General features: G+C 47.1%; 21 protein-coding genes. All 21 read left to right on the top strand.

Annotated features, from left to right (window positions below):
* The first annotated feature begins 12 nt into the window (after positions 1-12).
* Positions 13-1,185, top strand: a complete 1,173-nt coding sequence (locus tag G343_RS0113680; protein ID WP_020008729.1) for a cell division protein FtsQ/DivIB — start codon at positions 13-15, stop codon at positions 1,183-1,185.
* 114 nt (positions 1,186-1,299) lie between these two features.
* Positions 1,300-2,760, top strand: a complete 1,461-nt coding sequence (ftsA, locus tag G343_RS0113675) for a cell division protein FtsA (protein ID WP_020008728.1) — start codon at positions 1,300-1,302, stop codon at positions 2,758-2,760.
* Positions 2,761-2,787: 27 nt separating this feature from the next.
* Positions 2,788-3,924 carry a cell division protein FtsZ gene (gene ftsZ, locus G343_RS0113670; protein ID WP_020008727.1) on the top strand — a complete coding sequence of 379 codons (1,137 nt, stop codon included), beginning with the start codon at positions 2,788-2,790 and terminating at the stop codon, positions 3,922-3,924.
* 56 nt (positions 3,925-3,980) lie between these two features.
* Positions 3,981-4,751, top strand: coding sequence for a purine nucleoside phosphorylase YfiH/LACC1 family protein (locus G343_RS0113665; protein ID WP_020008726.1), 771 nt, complete (start codon positions 3,981-3,983; stop codon positions 4,749-4,751).
* A 7-nt stretch (positions 4,752-4,758) separates the two neighbouring features.
* Positions 4,759-5,397: a YggS family pyridoxal phosphate-dependent enzyme gene (locus tag G343_RS0113660; RefSeq protein WP_026366413.1), complete on the top strand. Its 639-nt coding sequence runs from the start codon at positions 4,759-4,761 to the stop codon at positions 5,395-5,397.
* Between the two features lie 5 nt (positions 5,398-5,402).
* Positions 5,403-6,032: a cell division protein SepF gene (locus G343_RS15870; RefSeq protein WP_020008724.1), complete on the top strand. Its 630-nt coding sequence runs from the start codon at positions 5,403-5,405 to the stop codon at positions 6,030-6,032.
* Between the two features lie 11 nt (positions 6,033-6,043).
* Positions 6,044-6,349: a YggT family protein gene (locus G343_RS0113650; RefSeq protein WP_020008723.1), complete on the top strand. Its 306-nt coding sequence runs from the start codon at positions 6,044-6,046 to the stop codon at positions 6,347-6,349.
* 129 nt (positions 6,350-6,478) lie between these two features.
* The gene (locus G343_RS0113645) at positions 6,479-7,258 is read left to right on the top strand and encodes a YlmH family RNA-binding protein (RefSeq protein WP_020008722.1); all 780 of its coding nucleotides are present in this window, start codon (positions 6,479-6,481) and stop codon (positions 7,256-7,258) included.
* 21 nt (positions 7,259-7,279) lie between these two features.
* Positions 7,280-7,828, top strand: a complete 549-nt coding sequence (locus G343_RS0113640) for a DivIVA domain-containing protein (RefSeq protein ID WP_020008721.1) — start codon at positions 7,280-7,282, stop codon at positions 7,826-7,828.
* A gap of 266 nt (positions 7,829-8,094) precedes the next feature.
* Complete coding sequence (ileS, locus tag G343_RS0113635) at positions 8,095-10,833, top strand: isoleucine--tRNA ligase (protein ID WP_020008720.1); 2,739 nt, start codon at positions 8,095-8,097, stop codon at positions 10,831-10,833.
* Positions 10,834-10,842: 9 nt separating this feature from the next.
* Positions 10,843-11,340, top strand: a complete 498-nt coding sequence (gene lspA, locus G343_RS0113630) for a signal peptidase II (protein ID WP_020008719.1) — start codon at positions 10,843-10,845, stop codon at positions 11,338-11,340.
* A complete protein-coding gene (locus G343_RS0113625) occupies positions 11,312-12,214 on the top strand; it encodes an RluA family pseudouridine synthase (RefSeq protein ID WP_020008718.1) in 903 nt (300 codons plus the stop codon). Before lspA ends, G343_RS0113625 begins: the two co-directional genes overlap by 29 nt.
* Before the next feature lie 230 nt (positions 12,215-12,444).
* Entirely contained in the window at positions 12,445-12,969 is a 525-nt protein-coding gene (gene pyrR, locus G343_RS0113620; RefSeq protein ID WP_020008717.1) for a bifunctional pyr operon transcriptional regulator/uracil phosphoribosyltransferase PyrR, read from the top strand.
* Positions 12,970-13,017: 48 nt separating this feature from the next.
* Complete coding sequence (locus tag G343_RS0113615) at positions 13,018-13,899, top strand: aspartate carbamoyltransferase catalytic subunit (RefSeq protein ID WP_020008716.1); 882 nt, start codon at positions 13,018-13,020, stop codon at positions 13,897-13,899.
* Positions 13,899-15,173: a dihydroorotase gene (locus G343_RS0113610; protein WP_020008715.1), complete on the top strand. Its 1,275-nt coding sequence runs from the start codon at positions 13,899-13,901 to the stop codon at positions 15,171-15,173. The genes G343_RS0113615 and G343_RS0113610 overlap by 1 nt, the downstream gene beginning before the upstream one ends.
* Positions 15,173-16,264: a glutamine-hydrolyzing carbamoyl-phosphate synthase small subunit gene (gene carA, locus G343_RS0113605; protein WP_020008714.1), complete on the top strand. Its 1,092-nt coding sequence runs from the start codon at positions 15,173-15,175 to the stop codon at positions 16,262-16,264. The genes G343_RS0113610 and carA overlap by 1 nt, the downstream gene beginning before the upstream one ends.
* Positions 16,257-19,433, top strand: coding sequence for a carbamoyl-phosphate synthase large subunit (gene carB / locus G343_RS0113600; protein WP_020008713.1), 3,177 nt, complete (start codon positions 16,257-16,259; stop codon positions 19,431-19,433). The genes carA and carB overlap by 8 nt, the downstream gene beginning before the upstream one ends.
* A gap of 8 nt (positions 19,434-19,441) precedes the next feature.
* Positions 19,442-20,191, top strand: coding sequence for a dihydroorotate dehydrogenase electron transfer subunit (locus G343_RS0113595; protein ID WP_020008712.1), 750 nt, complete (start codon positions 19,442-19,444; stop codon positions 20,189-20,191).
* A 53-nt stretch (positions 20,192-20,244) separates the two neighbouring features.
* A complete protein-coding gene (locus tag G343_RS0113590; protein ID WP_051087906.1) occupies positions 20,245-21,117 on the top strand; it encodes a dihydroorotate dehydrogenase in 873 nt (290 codons plus the stop codon).
* Complete coding sequence (pyrF, locus tag G343_RS0113585; protein ID WP_020008710.1) at positions 21,117-21,821, top strand: orotidine-5'-phosphate decarboxylase; 705 nt, start codon at positions 21,117-21,119, stop codon at positions 21,819-21,821. Before G343_RS0113590 ends, pyrF begins: the two co-directional genes overlap by 1 nt.
* Positions 21,818-22,426: an orotate phosphoribosyltransferase gene (gene pyrE / locus G343_RS0113580; RefSeq protein ID WP_020008709.1), complete on the top strand. Its 609-nt coding sequence runs from the start codon at positions 21,818-21,820 to the stop codon at positions 22,424-22,426. Before pyrF ends, pyrE begins: the two co-directional genes overlap by 4 nt.
* Positions 22,427-22,483: the final 57 nt, after the last annotated feature.

Genomic DNA, 22,483 nt, shown 5'->3' with positions numbered 1-22,483 from the left:
GGGGGTGAGCTGATGAAGGACCGTCCGGATATTGATGAGATGAAAAAGAAATTGAAAGGGAAGCGCAGAGAGTCAGAAGAAGACCCGATTGCGTCGCGTCTTGAAGGCGAGCCCGATGAAGAAAGTGAGGCATCAGAGGACGCAGGTGAGCCGGTACATACCCCGGAAAGTGATACAGAAGAGGCGGATGCGCCGGTGATTGAAAACCATGCGGATGAACCGGGTGACGAGGACATAGAGACATTCAGCCGGTGGGACAGCGAGATCAATATTTCTGAATCATCCGAAGAGGGCAAGGGACGGGAAAAGAGTCAGCCGGCAAAAAAAATGCAAAAGACTGACTTTAAGCGGTTTTTCAAAAAACCGAAGCGTTCGTTTGTTTATACGGGTCTGTTCATCCTGATCATCTTATTTTCCGGGATGCTCCTATGGTATGTATTTTCGGACGCCAGCAATGTAAAGCAAGTGGATATTTCAGGGAACTCACTGATCAGTGATGAAGAACTGGCAGAACGCCTCCAAATCAGTGCCGGAGATAAAATGTTCAGTGCCAATCTCGGCAGGGCTGAAGATAATATTGAACTCCTGCCGGCAATAGAAAATGTCACCGTAGAACGTAACTGGTGGCACGGTATTGAGGTCAATGTTCAGGAGTTCCGCCCGTTGGCATATGTTTCAAATGAAGGCAGTCATTATCCTGTACTGGAAAACAGACGGGTGTTAAGAGGCTATCCGCAGGAGCCTGAAAATGCGCCAATCATTCATTACTTTGAAGGTGAAGAGTTCGATACCCTGGTCAATAATCTCAATGATATCGAACCTGCAATCCTCGAAGGGATATCGGAAATTTATTACCGTCCGTCGGATGCTTCTTCCACCCGCATTCATATGTTTATGAATGACGGCCAGGAAGTGGTGGCAGATTACCGGACTGTCGCTGATAAGATGAACCATTATATCGGCATGCGCGATGAAATCGGTGATGAAGCGACAAGCGGCGTGATTGATCTTGAGATCGGCAGCAGTTTTCTCCCCTATGGTTCTGAAGAGGCCAGAGAGATTAAACAGGGGATTTATGAAGAGCCTGTTCAGGCCGGTTATATCGAGGATGTGAACGGATCACTCGTTGAGGTGAAAGATGCTCTCCAGAATTTCGGGGATCGTTCTGAAGCGTCTGAGGAGTGATTTTTCAGTCGTATTTTTGCTTTACTATTCCAAGTTAATAGTTCACAATATAGAAGGTATAATGTAAACTGTATTTAGAGAAAAAACTGAAAAGCTTGCTAGGAGGCAGACGAGTTGAAGGAACATTATTATGTTGCCCTTGATATCGGTTCTACCAGTGTCAAAGCGGTGGTCGGTGAGAAGTTCCATGATGGCGTGAACGTCATAGGCACGGGCCAGACCTTTACTGACGGGATATCCAAAGGGATGGTCAAAGATTTTGAACTGGCAAGAAATGCTATAAAAGATACGATTAAAAAGGCAAAGATTGCTTCGGGTGTAGATATTGATGAAGTTTTTCTGAAAATGCCGATAACAGATACCCAATTCATCACCGGTGAAGAGGAATTGCGCTTTGGGGGTGTTTCCACAGAGATTAATGGAACGCACATTGAAGATCTTTTGGAATCCCTGAGAGAAAAGGCCATGCACGGGGATAGAGAAGTGATTACCGTGTACCCCAACCACTTTAAAGTAGATGATCTTCATGAGGTGATGGATCCGAAGGAGATGATAGCGACACAGTCACTTTCTGTATCCGCCGGTGTCATCCTTATCAACCGCAGTCTGCTGATCAATGCGGTCAAATGTGTTGAGGACGCAGGTATGACCGTGATGGATGTATATTCGGACGCTGTCAACTATCAGCATCTGCTCTCCGAGTCGGAAGTGGAACTTGGAGGCACAGTGATCGATATCGGCGCCGAACTGACCCAGTTCGGATTTTATGAAAGAGGTACACTGAAAGGTGCCGGCAGCCTGCCGGTCGGAGGCAACCATATCACCAATGATCTGTCCGAAGCCTTCAATACATCATTTGAAGCTGCGGAAAAGATGAAACAGCAGTACGGCCATGCTTTTTACGATATGGCTTCCGCTGAAGACATCGTGATGGTCCCCCAGCGGGACGGGGGTGACGACATCGAAGTGACACCAAAAGATCTGTCGGACATCATCGAACTGAGGATGGAAGAACTCCTCATGGGCGTGTTTGAAAAGCTTCAGACCCAGGGCGTCACGAAAGTGAACGGCGGGTTTATCATTACAGGCGGGAGTGCCAATCTGCTCGGGGTGAAAGAATTGATGCAGGATCTTGTCACTGAGAAGGTCAGGGTTCATATCCCCAGACAGATGGGAGCCAGGAAACCTGAATTTTCAAGTGCAATTGCCACCATCTCCAGTGGAATTATGTTTGATGAACTTCTTGAATATGTTATAATTGATAATTATGAGACTGAGCATGAAGAGGCTGAAACGGGGACTGGGAATGAGGAATCCCAAAGCTTCTTCAAAGGGCTTTTCAACAAGCGCAGGGAAACGAACACACGCCAGCTCGAAGAAGCATCTGCTGATGAATCCCAGAGTGGTGAAAAGGTTCAGGAACCACATGCCGATGAAGAGTATTCCGACTACGCCTATGATACAGACCAGTCGGAAGAACCGGTGACAAGAAGCGAAGACAGTGGTGAACGGTCTGGTAAATCAAAAGACTATCGCGCCTATATGAAAAAGCTCTTTAAAAACTTGTTTGAGTAAGAAGAATGACTGGGAGGAAATATAAAAATGTTAGAATTTGAACAAGGTTTCAACCATAATGCATCATTAAAAGTCATTGGCGTCGGCGGCGGCGGTAACAATGCAGTCAACCGCATGATTGATGATGGTATGCAGAATGTCGAATTCATTGCTATCAATACCGATGGCCAGGCTTTGAATCTATCCAAAGCGGAATCCAAAATACAGGTCGGCGAAAAACTGACGCGCGGACTGGGGGCCGGGGCTAATCCGGACATCGGAAAGAAAGCCGCTGAGGAATCCCGGGAGCAGATCGAAGATGCGATACAGGGTGCCGATATGGTGTTCGTCACTGCGGGTATGGGTGGCGGAACAGGCACAGGTGCTGCACCGATCGTTGCTAAAATCGCAAAGGAAATGGGGGCACTCACGGTGGGTGTTGTAACCCGTCCGTTTTCTTTTGAAGGCAGGAAGCGCCAGACACAATCATCCGCAGGTGTAGATGCGATGAAAGCAGCCGTAGATACATTAATCGTCATTCCGAACGACCGTCTGCTTGATATCGTTGACAAGTCTACTCCAATGATGGAAGCGTTCAAAGAAGCGGATAATGTACTGCGCCAGGGGGTTCAGGGTATATCCGATCTGATTGCTGTCAGCGGGGAAGTAAACCTGGACTTTGCAGACGTTAAAACCATAATGACTAACCAGGGCTCTGCGTTGATGGGCATCGGTGTCTCCAGCGGTGAAAACAGAGCTGTTGAAGCAGCTAAAAAGTCAATTTCAAGCCCGTTGCTTGAGACATCAATCGTTGGTGCACAGGGCGTGCTCATGAACATTACGGGCGGGGAATCACTGTCGCTGTTTGAAGCACAGGAAGCGGCCGATATTGTCCAGGATGCAGCGGATGAGGATGTAAATATGATTTTCGGTACGGTGATCAATCCCGAACTGGAAGATGAAATTGTAATCACAGTTATTGCCACTGGTTTCAATGAAAAAACTATCAACCGTACACCGGAAAGAGAAGAAAGAAGAGAGTCGGTGTCCCCCACTTCTCCGTTAAGACATGAAGATCCGCCTTCACAAAGAGAAGCTGACACGGATACTTCAATCTCTTCCGATTCAGATGAAGATTACGAAGTGCCTACATTCTTGAGAAACCGTTCAAGGCGCAGACGATAAAATAGTTTTTAAGTCAGAAAGGCGCGCCTTTCTGACTTATTTTTTGAGGTGCAGTTATGGATTTGGAGAATCATCATCATTATGTCGGGATCAACCGTGATGGCCTCACGCTTGGGTATACAAAAAGGAATAACGGTTTGAGCCGGTACCCTGAAAACAGTTTTAATATGGCACTCTATATAGACGACCAAGCCGAAAATGTGCATCAGCATCAAAAATTGCTGGCCAATGAAATCGGTTTTGATCCAGAATCCTGGATACTTCCGATTCAGAAGCATGGCAGAGGCATCGCTGAAGTGTTCAAAGCGGATGCGGGTACCAATGTCCGTGAGCTGTCCGATTCCCTATACAATGTGGACGGTATTTTTACATACGATACCGGGCTTCTGCTCACAATGAATTTTGCGGACTGTGTCCCCGTTTATGTATGGAGCATGAAGGATGATTTTATCGGACTCGCCCATGCCGGATGGCGGGGGACTTCCCATAATATTACCGGCAGCATCATTAACACATACCACGGCGATCCAGCTGACCTTGCAGTCATGATCGGCGTCAGCATCAGCGGTTCCAGATATACTGTGGATCACACTGTGATCGATATCCTTAAAGAATCGGGGCTGCCAAAGGGAGCATTTCGGACACATGATTCAGGATATGATCTTGACTTAAAAACTGTGAATAAGCATCAGGCTCTATCCAGCGGAGTACTGCCCGGATTCGTTTATACATCAGCATATGGCACTGAAGATCTGGAGAAATTCTTTTCATTTCGTATTGAAAAAGGCCGGACAGGAAGAGCGCTTGCTTTCATAGGGAGGAATTAAAGGATTGATTAAGGAAAACTACGAATGCATCAAATCACAAATTACAGACAGGACTAAAATTATTGCAGTCACCAAATATCATACAGTGGAGGAAACACTTGAGGCGTATGAAGCAGGAATCCGGGATTTTGGTGAAAATCGCACGGAAGGATTTCTGGAAAAACGAAAAGCGCTGCCGGATGATGCAAACCTGCATTACATCGGGACGCTGCAATCCCGCAAAGTCAAGCATATCATTGATGACCTGTACTATCTGCACTCACTTGACCGGGAGAGCATTGCCAAAAAAATTGAACAATACAGCGATCATATTGTAAAATGCTTTATACAGGTCAATGTTTCCGGAGAAGAATCCAAACATGGTCTGACACCCGATCAGGTCCCGGATTTTCTGGAGCGTTTAAGCACATACAGCAAAGTTGAAATCATCGGGCTGATGACAATGGCTCCGGCCACTGATGACGCAACATTGATTGCTGAGGTGTTCGACCGGATGGCCCAACTGAGAGAGACACTTCAACAATCAAACAGTGATAATCTAAACATCAGTGAACTCAGTATGGGCATGAGCAACGATTATCAGATTGCTGCAGAAAAAGGTGCTACATACGTGCGTATTGGCAGTAAAATTATGGAAAGCAGGTGAATGCCATGGCCATCAAAAAATTCTTTAAAGACATGTTTGTTGTCGAATATGAGGAAGAACTGCCGGAACAGGGGAAAGAAGATACCGGCAAACAGCAGCCTGAACACAAGGAGAAACCCGCCGGAAACTCCAAAGTGACAAGCCTGGAACAATCTGGGAGACGCCGTCCCGAAAAGGGAGTCTCCAAGGCACAGACAGACACCGGCGGAGAGTCTGAAAATGGAGAGTCTGAAAATACGATGGCAAAAGGTATCCGGGGGCCAAAGAGGAGACAATCTGCTGCCACATCCAAAGAAAAGGAAAAGAAGCAAACAGCGATCAAGGGAGATAAGGAGACGACGCTAATGGCTGCAACACAGGCAAGTGATACAAAAGTATGTCTTTTTGAACCTCGGGTATTTTCTGAGACACAGGATATCGCGGATGAACTTAAATACGAACGTGCTGCATTGGTCAATCTGTCCAAAGTGGATCAGGGACCGAAGAAACGCATCGTCGATTTTTTGAGCGGGACAGCGTATGCACTCGACGGCGACATCCAGAAAGTCGGTGCGGATATTTTCCTTTGCACGCCCAACAGTGTTGCAGTTGAAGGGGAAATCAGTGAGGAGAAAGATCAGACAGATGAATTTTAAGGAGAGTTATTTTGGATAATCAAACAATTATAGATATCGTCATTTTTATACAAAGTTTCATTAGCACCGTTTTCCCAATCTTTTTCTGGGGGCTTATCATCTATATCTTAAGCTCCTGGCTGCCCGCCCTCAGGGAATCTGTTGTCGGACAGGTGCTGGGTAAGATATATGAACCGCTGCTTGAACCGGTAAGAAAACTGATTCCGCCGCTCGGCGGCGTCCTGGATTTATCTCCAATCATTTTACTTTTGGTCATAAGATTATTTATGAGCGGGCTCAATGCGATATTCGGGGCGATCATTACTGGGTTGGTATAGATTCATTAAGGACTGACAGATGTCTGTCTGTGTGCTTAAGACATGCGGGCAGACATCTGTCGTTTTTATATCTGATCATTTTTTAATGTGGTAATATATTTATGATAGAGGCAGGGGGCCAAGAGAAATATGAAGGAGATCTATCAGCATTTCAGAAAAGAAGAACATGATAAAATCACCATGTTCAACAGTAAATTCGAAATCGCAGTACGGGATTATTATCCTGTACTGCTGGATTTTCTTGATCCAAGAGAACGCCGGATTGTTGAGAGCATCGCCGGATCACACCCTGAAGTGCGTGTCGAATTTTACGGCGGCGGCGGGGAACGTGAAAGAATGCGTGCGATGATCGTGCCTGAAATGCTTGAAGTGACCAGGGATGATTTTGAAATCCTGGTATATGAGATTAAATATCCCTCCAGGTTTGTCACCTTAAACCATAGAAATATTCTCGGGGCAGTGATGAATATCGGTCTGGATCGCTCGCTTATCGGCGACGTTATCGCGGCAGAGAAAATACAGGTTGCGATTGCGAGTCCATATGCACCGTTTTTCAAGGAATCTTTAACAAAGATAAAAAACGCCCCGGTGACTCTGACGGAAATTCCGCATGCGGAGTTTTTAGCAGGGGCAGACGATGGCAAAAGGATCTCTGTCCTGTCCTCTTCCTTCAGACTGGACACAGTCATTTCGGAAGTGATCAATGAGGGCCGGGCCAAATCCAGATCGCGCATCGAAAAGGGTAAAGTAAAAGTAAATCATTCGATTGTTACCCTACCATCCCTTATAATGGATACCGGCGATATTGTATCGGTCAGACATTTTGGGCGATTCAAGATTGAATCCTTAGTTGCCAGGACCCGAAAAGGGAAATACAAGCTCGAGATTAAGGTATACAGAGACGGGTAAACAAGTACAGAGGTGAAGGTTATGGATAGAGACGAAGCGGTGAACAGAGAATTTTCAAAAGTATACCGCGGATTGGATGAAAAAGAAGTCAGGACACATTTACAAAAACTTCAGGAAGAGATTGAAAAGCAGGAGGAGGAAATCTCAAAACTTGAAGGGATGCTCAATGAACGTGAAGAAAACCTGAATAGTTTCAGAAGTGTTGAGACGAGTATAAATGAGGCGATTCTCACTGCCCAGAAGGCGGGGGATGAGACAAAGGCTGCAGCCCAGAACCGTGCAGATGAAATTGTGCGTTCCGCTGAGGCAGAGCGGGAACGCATTGTAAATGAAGGGCTTTCCAGTGCACGTCACATTGCCAACCAGACTGAAGATATGAAACGGCAGTCAAAAATATTCCGTGCAAGGTTTAAAATGCTTGTTGAAGCACAGCTCGACTTATTGAGCTCGGAAGACTGGGATTATCTGCTTGATTCTGATGTGGATCAGACAGAGCGGGCGGACGACTTGGATGAAGAAGCAGCTGAAGCAAAAAGACGGAGAGCCGAAAACAGGGAATCCGAAGAATGAAATATTGACGAACAGCCGGATATTTAGCATAATAATAGTATTGTTAGACATGCAGACGTCATTTGTGATAACAGCGACGGGGAATGGTGAAAGCCTCGAAATGGATGGCGTTACTGATATCACTAATGATGGAAATTAATATCTGGATGAAGTGGGCTCGGAACAGGAGTCAATCAGGGTGGTACCGCGGAAATTTCGCCCCTATTGACGGTTTGTCAGGGTCTTTTTTTATTAATATTTCAAGATAATCAAAAGGAGCTATGGAAATGGATTATAAAGATACGCTTTTAATGCCGAGAACCAAGTTCAAAATGCGCGGCGGTCTGATCAATAAGGAACCGAAAATGCAGGAAGAGTGGAGCGCCAATAAAATTTATGAAAAAAAATTAAAGCAGAATGAAGGAAACACGCCGTACATTCTTCATGACGGCCCGCCGTATGCCAACGGCTCCTTGCATATGGGGCATGCTTTGAACAAAATCATCAAGGATATCATCATCAGAAACAAACAGATGAGAGGTTTCTACGCCCCTTATGTCCCCGGCTGGGATACCCATGGGCTGCCGATTGAACAGGCGCTGACAAATAAAGGCGTCGATCGCAAAAGTATGTCAGTGGAAGAATTCAGGAACAAATGCATGGAGTTTGCCAATTCACAGATCGATGGTCAGCGTGAAGGCTTTAAACGCATGGGTATCGATGGTGATTGGGATGATCCGTATCTGACTTACAAACCTGAATTTGAAGCGGCCCAAGTACGTGTATTAAAAGATATGGCAGCCAAAGGATTGATATATAAAGGGAAGAAACCGATATACTGGTCCCCGGTCAGTGAATCTTCGCTCGCTGAAGCGGAGCTTGAATATAAGGACAAACGTTCTCCATCCATCTATGTCAGTTTCCCGGTCGATGACGGCAAAGGCATCCTCGATGAAGATGTGGAAATGGTCATTTGGACAACAACGCCGTGGACCATACCGGCGAACCTGGCCATTGCCGTTCATCCTGAACTGGACTATCTCCAATTCAATTATGAAGGCAGAGAATACCTTGTTGCCGAAGGTCTGCTGGATGATTTCCTTGAGGCGGCGGAATGGGATAAGGATAAAGTGACGCGGACAAAAGAACTCAAGGGTGATTCCCTTGAATATATCACCGCGAAACATCCGCTCTATGACCGAACGAGCCTCGTGGTTCTCGGCAGTCATGTGACGCTTGACGGCGGTACAGGGTGTGTGCACACGGCACCGGGCCACGGGGCGGACGACTACACCGTTGCCCAGCAGTATGAACTTGATGTGCTCAGTCCTGTGGATGACAAAGGTGTATTCACTGATGAGGCAGGTAAATACGAGGGTTTATTCTATGACAAGGCGAACAAAGTCATTACGGATGATCTGAAAGAGAATGATGCACTGATCAAACTGGAGTTTATCACACACTCCTATCCCCATGACTGGAGGAGTAAAACACCGGTGATTTTCCGAGCGACCCCGCAGTGGTTCGCTTCCATCAAAAACGTACGTGAAGATATCCTAAAAGCAGTGGAAGGCACCAAATTCCAGGTTGAATGGAATAAAAAACGAATGTACAACATGATTAAGAACCGCGGGGACTGGGTGATTTCCCGTCAGCGTGTATGGGGGGTGCCGCTGCCGTTTTTCTATGCCGAGAACGGCGATAGCATCGTGGACATTGATGTCATCGAACATGTGGCGTCATTGTTTGAGAAACACGGCTCGAACATCTGGTTTGAATGGGAAGCCAAAGAATTGCTTCCCCAAGGATACACACATGCGTCTTCACCGAATGGAGTGTTTACAAAAGAAATGGATATTATGGATGTCTGGTTCGACTCCGGATCCACTCACAGAGGCGTGCTTGAGACACGCGATGATCAAGTATATCCTGCCGACCTTTACTTTGAAGGTTCAGACCAATACCGCGGGTGGTTCAATTCCTCCATCATTACAAGTGTGGCAACGAAAGGCCACGCGCCATACAAAGAACTGCTGTCCCATGGTTTTGTCAATGACGGTGAAGGCAGGAAAATGTCAAAATCGGTGGGCAACGTCATACTTCCTGAAAAAGTGATGAAACAAAAAGGGGCAGATATCATCCGCTTGTGGGTAATGTCGTCCGACTTTGAAGATGATGTTCGGATTTCAGATGAAATTCTCAGCCAGGTGTCCGAAGTTTACCGTAAAATCAGAAACACATTCAGGTTCCTGCTGGGGAATCTTTCAGACTTCGATCCGAATGCACATACCGTACCATACGATGAACTGAAAGAAGTTGACCAGTTCATGAACCAGCGTTTCAATGAAATAGTCAACATGATGCTGGAGTGCTATGACCGATATGATTATGTATCCATGTACCAGTCCCTGCAGAACTATATCAACGTGGAGCTGTCCAACTTCTATCTGGATTACGGCAAAGACATTCTTTACATCGAAAAGGAAGATGCACATATCAGGCGCAGCATGCAGACAGTGCTTTATAAGATCGTTACTGAACTGAACCGTCTGCTGGCACCGGTGCTCGTGCATACCTCTGAAGAGATTCATCAGCATACCCCCCATGCTGGTAAAGAGAGCGTGCATCTGGAATATCACCCGCAGGAAGCTGAGGTGGATGATTCTCTTGTTGAAAAATGGCAGTACTTCATGTCCGTGCGTGATGATGTGTTCAAAGCACTTGAGAAAGCGAGAAATGACAAAGTGATCGGCAAATCACTGGAAGCAAAAGTTTATGTGACAAAACCCGATGGACTCGATTATGAAGATATCGACGGTGCACTCAAACAGCTGTTTATCGTTTCACAGGTGGAAGTCGTCGAGTCACTGCCTGAGGCTGACGCCTACGACTTTGTTTCGGTTAAGGTGGAACATGCTGAAGGCACACGGTGTGCCCGCTGCTGGAATTATTCTACGGCGGAATCCATCCATGGCGGCGACGATGACATCTGTCCGAGATGTCGTGAAGTTGTCGACGCACAGTAAGGTGCATCTATGAGCGCATACAGACTCATACCGATGTCCCTTGTCACTTTGCTTATCATCGGGCTTGACCAAATGACCAAGTTCATTGTGGTCAGAAGCATGGAGGAAGGGGAATCGATTCCTGTTCTGGGGGAATTTCTGAAAATCACTTCCCACAGGAACAGCGGTGCTGCCTGGGGGATGTTTCAGAATCAGATGCTTTTCTTCTATATTGTTACCATAATTGTGCTCGTTATTCTGGTTTATGTGTACATCAAGGAAGCAAAGAATAATCTGCTGCTGCAGGTTGCGATTGCCGCGCTGCTTGCAGGTTCACTCGGCAATTTCATCGACAGGATATTTTTCCGGGAAGTTGTGGATTTTGTTGACGTACTGATCATCAGTTATGATTTCCCGATATTTAACGTTGCGGACAGCGCTCTGACAATCGGTGTGATATTGATGATCGTTGAAGTCTTTATTTTAGGAAAAGGTGAAAATGATGCAGGAAATGAAAGTGACAAATGATCAGGATGGCAGCAGGCTGGACCGTTTTTTGGCAGAAAATGTCCCAGATACCTCACGCAGTGACATGCAGGGGCGAATAAGGGAAGGTCTCGTACTGGTCAATGATGAGGTTGTCAAACCGAATCATAAGGTCAGAAGTGACGATATCATCACTGTTGAAGAGCGGCCGGTGGCTGAAGCCGGTATTGCACCGGAAAATTTGAGTCTTAACATTATTCATGAAGACGATTATGTGGCCGTTGTTGAAAAGCCGAAAGGAATGGTTGTTCATCCTGCTGCCGGTCATCCCTCGGGCACATTGGTCAACGGGCTGATGTACCAGCTGGATAGCCTGTCAGGTGTCAACGGGGAATTCAGATCCGGCATTGTGCACCGGATAGACAAGGATACGAGCGGCCTGTTAGTGATTGCTAAAGATGATGTGAGCCACGAGTCCCTTGTCGAACAGCTGGTGGATAAAGCAGTGACCCGTAAATATACGGCACTGGTCCACGGCGTGATTCCGCACGACAAAGGCACGGTTGAAGCGCCGATCGGCAGAAATCCGAAAGAGCGCCAGTCCATGGCGGTCGTTGATGGAGGCAGAGCGTCAGTCACGCATTTTAATGTGCTGGAGAGGTTCAGGCATTTCACTCTGGTTGAATGTATTCTGGAAACCGGCCGGACACATCAGATCCGGGTGCACATGAAATATATCGGGTATCCGTTAGCCGGTGATCCTAAATACGGTCCAAGAAAAACACTGGAAACCGGCGGTCAGATGCTGCATGCTGGAACATTGGGATTCATTCACCCTCAAACGGGTGAATATAAGGAATTCAGCACGCCGCTGCCTGAAATTTTTGAAACAGTGATGGAGAATATTCAGAATTAAATTAGCGTTTAAGCTTGACTTTGATTTTTATTAAGTCTAAACTGTTGTAGAAAAGTAAATAGCATTTATGTCTTTAAGTCGAGTCCAGAGAGGCCCGGAAGACATGATATGGACGGATGCACACAGGCTGTTGCGACAATCTGAAGTGCATGTTTATAAGGATACGTGTATACTCATGTCTTTGGGCATGAGTATTTTTTTATGCAAAAATCTTTGAGAGGTGCCTGACGATGAAAAAAAGAACGATTTTGGATAATGCGCAGATTTCAAGGTCATTAACCCGCATGTCCCACGAAATTCTTGAACACAATAAAGGATCAGCCGGCATTGTGCTGCTCGGTGTAAAAACCCGGGGCGAGTTTCTGGCGGACAGGCTCCAGGGGAAGATTGAAGAGATCGATTCTATAAAAGTGCCGGCGGGGAACATTGATATCACAGGATTCCGTGATGACAAACTATCTGCCCAAAAACCGACGGAAGCAATTGACATGGATACTTCACTTGTCGGCAGTCATGTCATCATAGTCGATGATGTCCTCTACACCGGCCGCACCATCCGGGCGGCTATGGATGCCATACTGAACCAGGTGCGGCCAGCCAAAATTTCACTCGCAGTACTGATTGACAGAGGGCATCGGGAATTGCCGATCAGAGCGGATTTTGTCGGCAAGAACATTCCCACTGCGAAAGAAGAAAAGGTCAATGTATACGTCGAGGAATACGATGGTTTTACCGAAGTGGTTTTAAGTGAATGACAAGCGTTAAAAGGCGCGGTTTCTAAACATGGGAGGCTGAGGAGACCAATGGATAATCTATTATCGATGGAACATTTATCTGAAGCAGATATTATGCGCATCATCAAAAGGGCATTGGATTTTAAAGAAAATGGTGTACAGCCATTTGAAGAAAAAAAGTATATCGCCAATCTGTTCTTTGAGAATTCCACAAGGACGAAGACCAGTTTTGAAATGGCAGAGGCAAAACTCGGCATTTCATCCATACCTTTTGATGTGAACTTCAGTTCAGTATCAAAAGGGGAAACGCTGTATGATACATGCAAGACGATGGAAGCACTCGGCTGTGATGGGCTTGTCATCAGACATTCTGAAAACAAGTACTACGAACAGCTTGTCGGACTGGGCATTCCGGTGATCAATGGCGGGGACGGCAGCGGTTCCCATCCGACCCAGTCCCTGCTGGATCTGATGACGATATACGAACAGTTCGGCACGTTCAAAGGTCTTGACGTTGTTATTGCCGGCGACATTATCCATTCGAGAGTCGCCCACAGCAACCAGCAGGCACTTGAAAAACTGGGAGCGAACGTTGTCTTTTCCGCACCGCCTGAATGGCAGGAAGCGCACCAGGGCGATGCTTACAGAGTGCTTGATGAGGCTTTGGCAGAAGCGGATGTCATCATGCTGCTCAGGGTCCAGCATGAGCGCCATGATATCAGGGCACGTTTTACTAAAGACGACTACAACAGGCTGTACGGTATGAACATGAAGAGATATGACCGGATGAAAAAGAATGCAATCATTATGCATCCGGCTCCGGTAAATCGGGGAATGGAAATATCAGAGGAACTGGTTGAGGGTGAGCAGTCAGTAATATTCAGACAAATGAAGAACGGAGTATTCGTACGTATGAGTGTATTGACAGAAATACTGGGGAGTGCAGGATGATGAGAATACTTTTAAAAAATGGCAGGATGCTCAAAAACGACACACTGACATATACAGATATACTTATTAAAGACGGTTTGATTGAATGTATAGCGGAAAATATAAAGACGGATGCGGATAAAACAGTGGAATTGTCCGGCAGATTGATGGCACCAGGGTTTGTCGATGTCCATGTCCATCTGAGAGAACCCGGCGCTGAACATAAGGAAACGATCGAAACCGGCACAAAAGCAGCAGCGAGAGGGGGATTTACTGCAATATGTCCGATGCCAAACACCCGCCCGGTACCCGATCATGCAGATACAATGCTCAATATCATGCAGCGGATAAAGGATACGGCACATGTTAAAGTCCTGCCTTATGCATCCATTACGACACGTCAGCTGGGAAAATCGCTGGTGGACTTTGCAGCCTTGAAAACGGCCGGCGCATTTGCTTTCACCGATGACGGTGTGGGTGTCCAGAGTGCAGATATGATGCTTCAGGCGATGTATGGAGCCGCTCATGTGAATATGCCCATCGTTGCACATACCGAGGAAAATACATTGATACACGATGGGGCCATTCACGAAGGACAGACAAGTGAAAACCTGGGGATAGCGGGTATCCCATCGGTGACTGAATCGGTTCAGATTGCCCGTGATGTCCTGCTGGCTGAAGCGGCGGGCTGTCATTATCATGTATGCCATGTCAGCACCAGGGAAAGTGTCCGTGTCATCAGAGATGCCAAACGCGCCGGGATAAAGGTCACTGCGGAAGTGACCCCGCATCACCTGGTGCTGGATGAAAATGATATTAAAGAAAAAGATCCGAATTTCAAGATGAACCCGCCGCTCAGAGGGGCCAAAGACCGTGAAGCGTTAACAGAGGGACTGCTCGACGGCACGATTGATATCATAGCGACTGACCATGCGCCCCACGCAGAAGCAGAGAAGAATGTGGATATGGAAACTGCGCCCTTCGGCATTACAGGCAGTGAGAACGCCTTCCAGCTCCTCTATACAAAAATGGTTAAGACGGGGATATTTACGCTCAGTCAGCTGGTGGACTGGCTCACGGTGAAGCCGTCAGAGGTTTTCGGCCTTGATATGGGGGTGCTCAAAGAAGGGGTGCCGGCTGATATAACGGTAATCGATCTGGAAAAAAGGTATACCCTGGATAAGAACGACTTTTATTCCAAAGCTAGAAATACGCCTTTCCACAATCAGCAGCTGGAATGTGACATTCACATGACTATTGTTGACGGCAGAATTGCTTATAAGGAGGAAGAATAATGCTTACAGAGAAAAGGTACCTTGTGCTCGAAGACGGGACGGTTTATGAAGGTTACAGATTCGGCAGTGACAGGACTGGAGAGGGCGAACTGGTATTTAACACTTCCATGACCGGTTATCAAGAAGTGATCACCGATCCTTCATATACTGATCAGATCATTACTTTTAGTTACCCGTTAGTCGGCAATGCCGGTATCAACACTGAGGATAATGAAACTTTGCTGCCCACAGTGCGGGGGATCGTACTTAGGGAAGCAGAGAACGAGCCATCGAACTTCAGGTCGACAGAAACGCTTGATTCTTTTCTGAACAGGCATGGTATCCCGGGTATCAGCGGTGTGGATACGAGGAGCATTACGCGCAGAATCAGAGATAAGGGGGTGATGAAAGCGTCTCTCGCCGACGCGGAGAATCATGATGAAATCATCGAACTGCTTCAGAATTCCCCCTTCAGAACAGATCAGGTAAAACGGGTGTCGACCAAATCGCCCTATATTTCAACCGGGCCCGGGCATCGTGTGGTGCTGATCGATTACGGTAAGAAGGAAAATATCGTCAGATCCCTCAACAACAAAGGCTGCGACGTGACTGTAGTGCCTTTCGATACTTCTGCAGCGGATATTTTAAGGATGCAGCCGGCGGGTGTCATGCTTTCCAACGGTCCGGGAGACCCTGAAGACGTTGAGGGCGCCGTTGAAACCATCAGGGCATTGATTGGCAGAGTGCCTGTGTTCGGGGTGTGCATGGGACACCAGCTGATCGGACTGGCATATGGCGCATCATCATACAAGATGAAGTTCGGGCACAGAGGCAGCAATGTACCCGTCAAAAACCTGGCGACCGGCCGGATTGAAATCACTTCACAGAATCATGGATATTCAATCGATCCGGTTTCTCTTGAGGGCACAGGATTTGAAGTGACACATACCGCCCTGAACGACGGTACGGTGGAAGGCATGCGTCATAAGGAACACCCTGTGTTCTCTGTGCAGTATCATCCCGAAGCCTCAGCAGGACCGCATGATTCAGAGTATCTATTCAGTCAGTTCATCCAGATGATGGATCTGGTTAAGGAGGATAAAAATGCCTAAACGCAAAGATATAGAAACAATACTGGTCATTGGAAGCGGGCCGATCATCATCGGACAGGCGGCAGAATTTGATTATGCAGGAACGCAGGCGTGCCTTGCCCTGAGAGAGGAAGGATACCGGGTTATTCTGGTGAATTCCAATCCTGCGACAATCATGACAGATAAGGAAATTGCCGATGTGGTCTACATAGAACCGCTCACACCGGATTTTATCGGCAGAATCATCCGTAAGGAACAGCCGGATGCGCTCCTCCCCACACTTGGCGGGCAGGTTGGGTTGAACATGGCAGTTGAACTTGACCGTCTGGGCGTCCTCGAGGAAAATAATGTGGAGCTTCTCGGTACCAAGCTGGAGTCAATCACACAGGCGGAAGACCGCGATCTTTTCAGACAGCTGATGAATCAGATGGGCGTACCTGTACCGGAGTCTGAAATCATCAATACGGTGGAACAGGCTTATGACTTCAGGCGCAAAGTGGGTTATCCGTTTATCGTCAGACCGGCATTTACGATGGGCGGCACCGGCGGCGGCATATGCTATAATGATGGTGATCTGGATGAGATCGTTGCCAATGGGCTGAAATATTCACCGATGAGCCAGTGCCTGGTGGAAAAGTCTATTGCCGGATTTAAAGAGATCGAATACGAAGTGATGAGAGATAAAAATGATAATGCGATTGTCGTCTGTAATATGGAAAATATCGATCCGGTCGGCATCCATACAGGAGATTCCACCGTTGTCGCACCCACCCAGACACTTGCGGATAAAGAAAATCAGATGCTCCGCGACGTCTCACTTTCCGTTATCAGGGAACTTGGTATCGAGGGCGGATGTAATGTTCAGCTGGCACTTGATCCTGAATCCTTTGATTACTATATCATCGAAGTGAATCCAAGGGTGTCCCGTTCATCCGCACTTGCATCAAAAGCAACCGGTTATCCGATTGCCAAACTGGCTGCCAAAATTGCCGTGGGTCTGACCCTGGATGAAATGGCAAACCCTGTCACCGGCACAAGTTATGCGGCATTTGAACCGGCCCTGGACTACGTTGTTTCAAAAATTCCAAGGTTTCCATTTGATAAGTTTGCCAAAGGGGAACGCAAGCTCGGCACACAGATGAAGGCCACGGGTGAAGTGATGGCGATCGGGCGTACGTATGAAGAATCGCTGCTCAAAGCGATACGTTCCCTGGAGTATGGCGTTCATCATCTCGGTCTGCCGAACGGCGATGCATTTGAACTCGACTACATCATTGAAATGATCAAAAAACAGAGTGATGAAAGACTGTTCTATATCGGCGAAGCGCTTCGGAAGGATGTACCGATGTCGGATATACACGAATGGACAAAGATCGACATGTTCTTTTTGAGGAAGTTCCAGCATATTATCACCATAGAATCCGAATTGAAAGCGAATATTGGTTCAGTGGATCATCTGAAATGGGCAAAAACCTATGGTTTCAGCGACAGGATTATTGCCCACCGCTGGAACATGGATAAGTCTGAAGTGAGAGCATTGCGCGGTGAAAAGGGCATCACACCTGTGTACAAGATGGTCGATACATGTGCTGCCGAATTTGAATCTACCACTCCGTATTTCTATGGCACTTACGAAAGTGAAAATGAATCGGCAGCCAGCGACAGGAAAAAGATCATTGTGCTCGGCAGCGGCCCCATAAGGATCGGCCAGGGTGTTGAGTTTGACTATGCAACAGTCCATGCGGTGTGGGCCATCCAGGAAGCAGGTTATGAAGCGATCATAGTCAACAACAATCCTGAGACGGTTTCCACCGATTTCTCCATCTCAGACAAACTTTATTTTGAACCCTTGACCCATGAAGATGTCATGAATATTATCGAACATGAACAACCGGATGGCGTCGTTGTCCAATTCGGCGGACAGACAGCCATCAATCTGGCAGATCAGCTCCAAGCGGATGGTGTCAGAATCATCGGCACAACGCTCGATGATCTCGACAGGGCAGAGGACAGGAAACGTTTCGAACAGCTGCTGAGAGATATTGATGTGCCCCAGCCCTTAGGAAAGACAGCGACGAATGAAGCGGAAGCACTCGCCAATGCTGAGTATATCGGTTATCCGGTGCTTGTCAGACCGAGTTATGTGCTCGGCGGACGTGCGATGGAAATCGTCTACAATGAAGCTGAACTCAAAAACTATATGAGAGACGCAGTCAAAGCATCTCCGGAACACCCTGTGCTAATTGACCGTTACCTGACAGGCAAAGAGATTGAAGTTGATGCAATCAGTGACGGCGAAAATGTCATCATCCCAGGCATCATGGAGCATATAGAAAGAGCCGGGGTGCATTCGGGGGATTCGATTGCCGTCTATCCGCCGGTGACATTGGAGGATACAGAAATTGATATGTTAACGGACTATACTCAGCGTCTGGCGCTGGGGCTGAATACCGTCGGTCTTATCAATATCCAGTTTGTCATTTCAAACGGTGAGGTCTACGTGCTGGAAGTAAACCCGAGAGCGAGCCGTACTGTTCCATTCATGAGTAAAATTACTGAGATACCAATGGCAAATCTGGCAATGAAAGCCATATTGGGGATTAAACTGGCTGATATGGCGTATCGCCCGGGGCTTGCACTATTCAAAGCGGGCTATCATGTGAAAGCGCCTGTATTCAGCTTCAGCAAGTTAAAAAATGTAGATATCACTCTTGGTCCGGAAATGAAATCCACAGGGGAAGTCATGGGCAAAGATATGAGCCTGAACAAAGCGCTGTTCAAAGGCCTCGTCGCGAGCGGATTGGAAGTCAAAGACCACGGCACGGCCCTTATCACAGTCGCTGATAAAGATAAGGAAGAGGCTGTGGCACTGGCATCAAGACTGTCACAATGCGGCTACAGACTGATGGCCACAAAGGGGACGGGAGAAGTCCTCAGAGAGAATAATATTCCAATCATCACCGTAGATAAGGTGGGCGAAGGCCCCAACAGTCTGATTAAAGAGATTCAAAGCGGTAATGTTCAGATTGTCATTAATACGATGACGAAGGGCAAACAAGTTGAAAGGGACGGCTTTCGTATTCGAAGAGAAACCGTGGAAAACGGAGTTCCATGCCTGACATCACTTGATACAGCACGTACACTTGTTGAAGTCATTGAAAGCATGACGTTTAATATGGAAAAGATGTAGGTGAAAATATGAAAAATCTGATGAAGGTTGCCTCCCAGGAAGAGATCGCGGATCACATTTATGAAATGGTGCTCGAAGGAGAGCTCCCAGAGCGCATGGATACCCCCGGGCAATTTGTGCATGTCAGAGTGGATGACAGCACCGAACATGTATTGAGGCGGCCGATATCCATTGCTGATATCGATAAAGCTTCATCCCAATTTACGATTGTCTACCGTGTGGAAGGCGAGGGTACAAGAAAGATCGCGAAACTTAAGACCGGGGATACACTTGATATCTTGTCACCGCTCGGCAACGGATATCCCCTTGAACAGAATGATGAGGTGCTGATTGTCGGCGGCGGCATTGGTGTGCCGCCGCTTTATGAACTCTCCAAGAGACTGAACCAGATGGGCGTGACAACGACTCATGTGCTTGGTTTCAATTCCAAAAAAGATGTGTTTTACGAAGAGCGGTTCAAATCCCTGGGCAGGACATATATCGCCACGTCTGACGGTTCCTACGGTACGGAAGGATTTGTCACTGATATCATCAGAAAGCTGAATGATCCATTCGATTGTTTTTATGCCTGCGGACCGAAAGTGATGTTAAAAGTCCTCAGTGAGACGATGGAGGAAGGCGGTTATATTTCATTGGAGGAAAGATTTGGCTGTGGATTCGGGGTCTGCTATGCGTGCGTATGTGAAAAAACTGACGGGAATTACGTCAAACTTTGTACAGAAGGACCCGTCTTCAAAAAAGGGGAGATTTTACTGTGAACAGTGAAAAGCTGAATGTCAATCTGCCGGGACTTCAATTGAAAAATCCGGTCATGCCTGCTTCCGGATGTTTCAGTTTTGGCCAGGAATTCTCAAAATTTTATGATCTGTCAAAGCTGGGGGCGGTCATGATCAAAGCTGCGACTCATGAGGAAAGGACCGGCAATCCAACGCCCCGGGTGGCGGAGACAGCGAGTGGTATGCTCAATGCCATCGGACTTCAGAATCCGGGAGTGGATCATATTATTGAACATGAGCTCAAGTATCTCGAAAGTTATGATGTGCCGGTAATCGCAAATGTTGCCGGCACAACCATAGACGACTATGTCATTGTGGCAGATAAAATTTCACAGGCGCCGAATGTCCATGCACTTGAGTTGAACATCTCATGTCCGAATGTAAAAGCGGGCGGTATACAGTTCGGCACAAACCCGCAAACAGCCAGGCAGCTGACTGCAGCTGTCAAAGCGGTGTCAGACGTGCCGGTGTATGTAAAATTGTCACCAAACGTCACCGATATCGTCGCAATGGCCAAAAGTATCGCAGAGGTTGCAGACGGTATCACGATGATCAATACATTGGTCGGCATGAAATTGGATACAAACGGCAAGCCGATCATCGCTAATCATACCGGCGGATTGAGCGGTCCTGCGATCAAGCCGGTCAGTCTGAATATGATCTATCAGGTCAGACAGCACCTGTCGGATATCCCGATCATCGGTATGGGTGGAATTTCAAAAGCGGCAGATATCATAGATTATATATCTGCCGGTGCGGATGCGGTTGCAGTCGGGACGATGAATTTCACAGATCCGTATATATGCCCGTCCCTGATTGAGGCGCTAGATAATGAAGTATCGGAGATGGACCATATACATGACATAAAAGGCAGAGCATATAAATCACTTCAAGGAGAGTGGGTTTAATGACAACACCGATCATCGCACTTGATTACAGCAGTATGACAGAGACAGATCGTTTTTTAAGACAGTTTGATGAAGCATTATTCGTCAAAATTGGGATGGAGCTTTATTTACAGAATGGTCCCGAAATCATTAAAGAAATACGTGCCATGGGTCATGATATTTTCTTGGACTTGAAACTGCATGACATACCAAACACTGTGGGCAAGGCCATGGAGGGAATTGGCAGAATGGATGTCAAAATGACGAATGTCCATGCACAGGGGGGCAGTCATATGATGAGGCGGGCGATGGAATCATTCAAAGACGGGAATCCTGAAGGGATTTTAGTCGCTGTGACACAGTTGACATCGACGGACAGAGGAATGGTTACAAAGGAACAGAGATCAGTGTTAACGCTTGATGAGAGTGTTGTTCATTATGCGGAACTGGCCAAAAGTTCCGGACTGGATGGTGTGGTTTCGTCGCCTCTGGAAGCGGAACCCATCCATGAAAATTGCGGGAATGGTTTCTTAACCGTCACACCGGGAATAAGACTCGAAGAAGACTCCAACGACGATCAGGCCAGAGTTGTCACGCCGGATACTGCACAAAAGCTCGGTTCAGATCTTATTGTAGTCGGGCGTTCTATCACTGAAGCAGCAGATGCCCCAGAGAAATATAAAGCGATCAAAACGATGTGGGAAAGCGGGGATAAAATATCATGAAACAAAGAACAGCAGAAATCTTACTGGACATTAATGCAGTGGAACTTCGTCCTGACGACCCTTTTACATGGTCGAGCGGTATCATTTCTCCGATTTATTGCGATAACCGGAAAATGCTCGGTGATATTTCAGCCCGGGAAGAAATCGCAGAACAATTTGTCGAATTGATTGAAACACACGCACCAGGTGCCCAAGTCATCGCGGGCACCTCAACCGCGGGTATTCCGCACGCAGCCTTCGTCAGTGAACGCCTTGGACTGCCGATGTGTTATGTCAGAGGCGGCAGGAAAAACCACGGCAAAGGCAATCAGATCGAAGGTGCTGAGGTCCGTGGTAAAAAAGTAGCAGTCATTGAAGATCTGATCTCTACCGGAGCGTCAAGTCTGGACACAGCACAGGCATTAAAAGAAAAGGGTGGAAAAGTGCTGGGTATCTTCGCTATATTCACTTATGGCCTGGGGAAATCCATTGATGCGTTTGAGGAAGCGGGGATTGACTGGCACACATTAAGCGATCTGGATACGCTGATCGACGTCAGCATGGGACAAGGGTCAATCACAGAAGAGCAGAAACAGGTTGTACTCGATTTCAGAGAGAGACTATAGATATTTCAGACAAACCTCGGCGATCTTAAGAGGTTTGTTTTTATATAGGGAGATGCT

It is taken from the genome of Salinicoccus albus DSM 19776 (genome assembly GCF_000385175.1).
GTDB lineage: Bacteria > Bacillota > Bacilli > Staphylococcales > Salinicoccaceae > Salinicoccus > Salinicoccus albus.
This window is presented reverse-complemented; position numbering and strand designations above follow the sequence as displayed.

Coding starts and splice junctions, on each gene's coding strand:
- pyrF (WP_020008710.1), top strand. CDS start 21,117: ATGACAACACCGATCATCGCACTTGATTACAGCAGTATGACAGAGACA.
- carA (WP_020008714.1), top strand. CDS start 15,173: ATGCTTACAGAGAAAAGGTACCTTGTGCTCGAAGACGGGACGGTTTAT.
- G343_RS0113665 (WP_020008726.1), top strand. CDS start 3,981: ATGGATTTGGAGAATCATCATCATTATGTCGGGATCAACCGTGATGGC.
- G343_RS0113640 (WP_020008721.1), top strand. CDS start 7,280: ATGGATAGAGACGAAGCGGTGAACAGAGAATTTTCAAAAGTATACCGC.
- G343_RS0113645 (WP_020008722.1), top strand. CDS start 6,479: ATGAAGGAGATCTATCAGCATTTCAGAAAAGAAGAACATGATAAAATC.
- G343_RS0113590 (WP_051087906.1), top strand. CDS start 20,245: ATGCCTGCTTCCGGATGTTTCAGTTTTGGCCAGGAATTCTCAAAATTT.
- G343_RS15870 (WP_020008724.1), top strand. CDS start 5,403: ATGGCCATCAAAAAATTCTTTAAAGACATGTTTGTTGTCGAATATGAG.
- carB (WP_020008713.1), top strand. CDS start 16,257: ATGCCTAAACGCAAAGATATAGAAACAATACTGGTCATTGGAAGCGGG.
- G343_RS0113625 (WP_020008718.1), top strand. CDS start 11,312: ATGATGCAGGAAATGAAAGTGACAAATGATCAGGATGGCAGCAGGCTG.
- pyrR (WP_020008717.1), top strand. CDS start 12,445: ATGAAAAAAAGAACGATTTTGGATAATGCGCAGATTTCAAGGTCATTA.
- G343_RS0113610 (WP_020008715.1), top strand. CDS start 13,899: ATGAGAATACTTTTAAAAAATGGCAGGATGCTCAAAAACGACACACTG.
- G343_RS0113680 (WP_020008729.1), top strand. CDS start 13: ATGAAGGACCGTCCGGATATTGATGAGATGAAAAAGAAATTGAAAGGG.
- ftsZ (WP_020008727.1), top strand. CDS start 2,788: ATGTTAGAATTTGAACAAGGTTTCAACCATAATGCATCATTAAAAGTC.
- pyrE (WP_020008709.1), top strand. CDS start 21,818: ATGAAACAAAGAACAGCAGAAATCTTACTGGACATTAATGCAGTGGAA.
- G343_RS0113595 (WP_020008712.1), top strand. CDS start 19,442: ATGAAAAATCTGATGAAGGTTGCCTCCCAGGAAGAGATCGCGGATCAC.
- lspA (WP_020008719.1), top strand. CDS start 10,843: ATGAGCGCATACAGACTCATACCGATGTCCCTTGTCACTTTGCTTATC.
- ileS (WP_020008720.1), top strand. CDS start 8,095: ATGGATTATAAAGATACGCTTTTAATGCCGAGAACCAAGTTCAAAATG.
- G343_RS0113615 (WP_020008716.1), top strand. CDS start 13,018: ATGGATAATCTATTATCGATGGAACATTTATCTGAAGCAGATATTATG.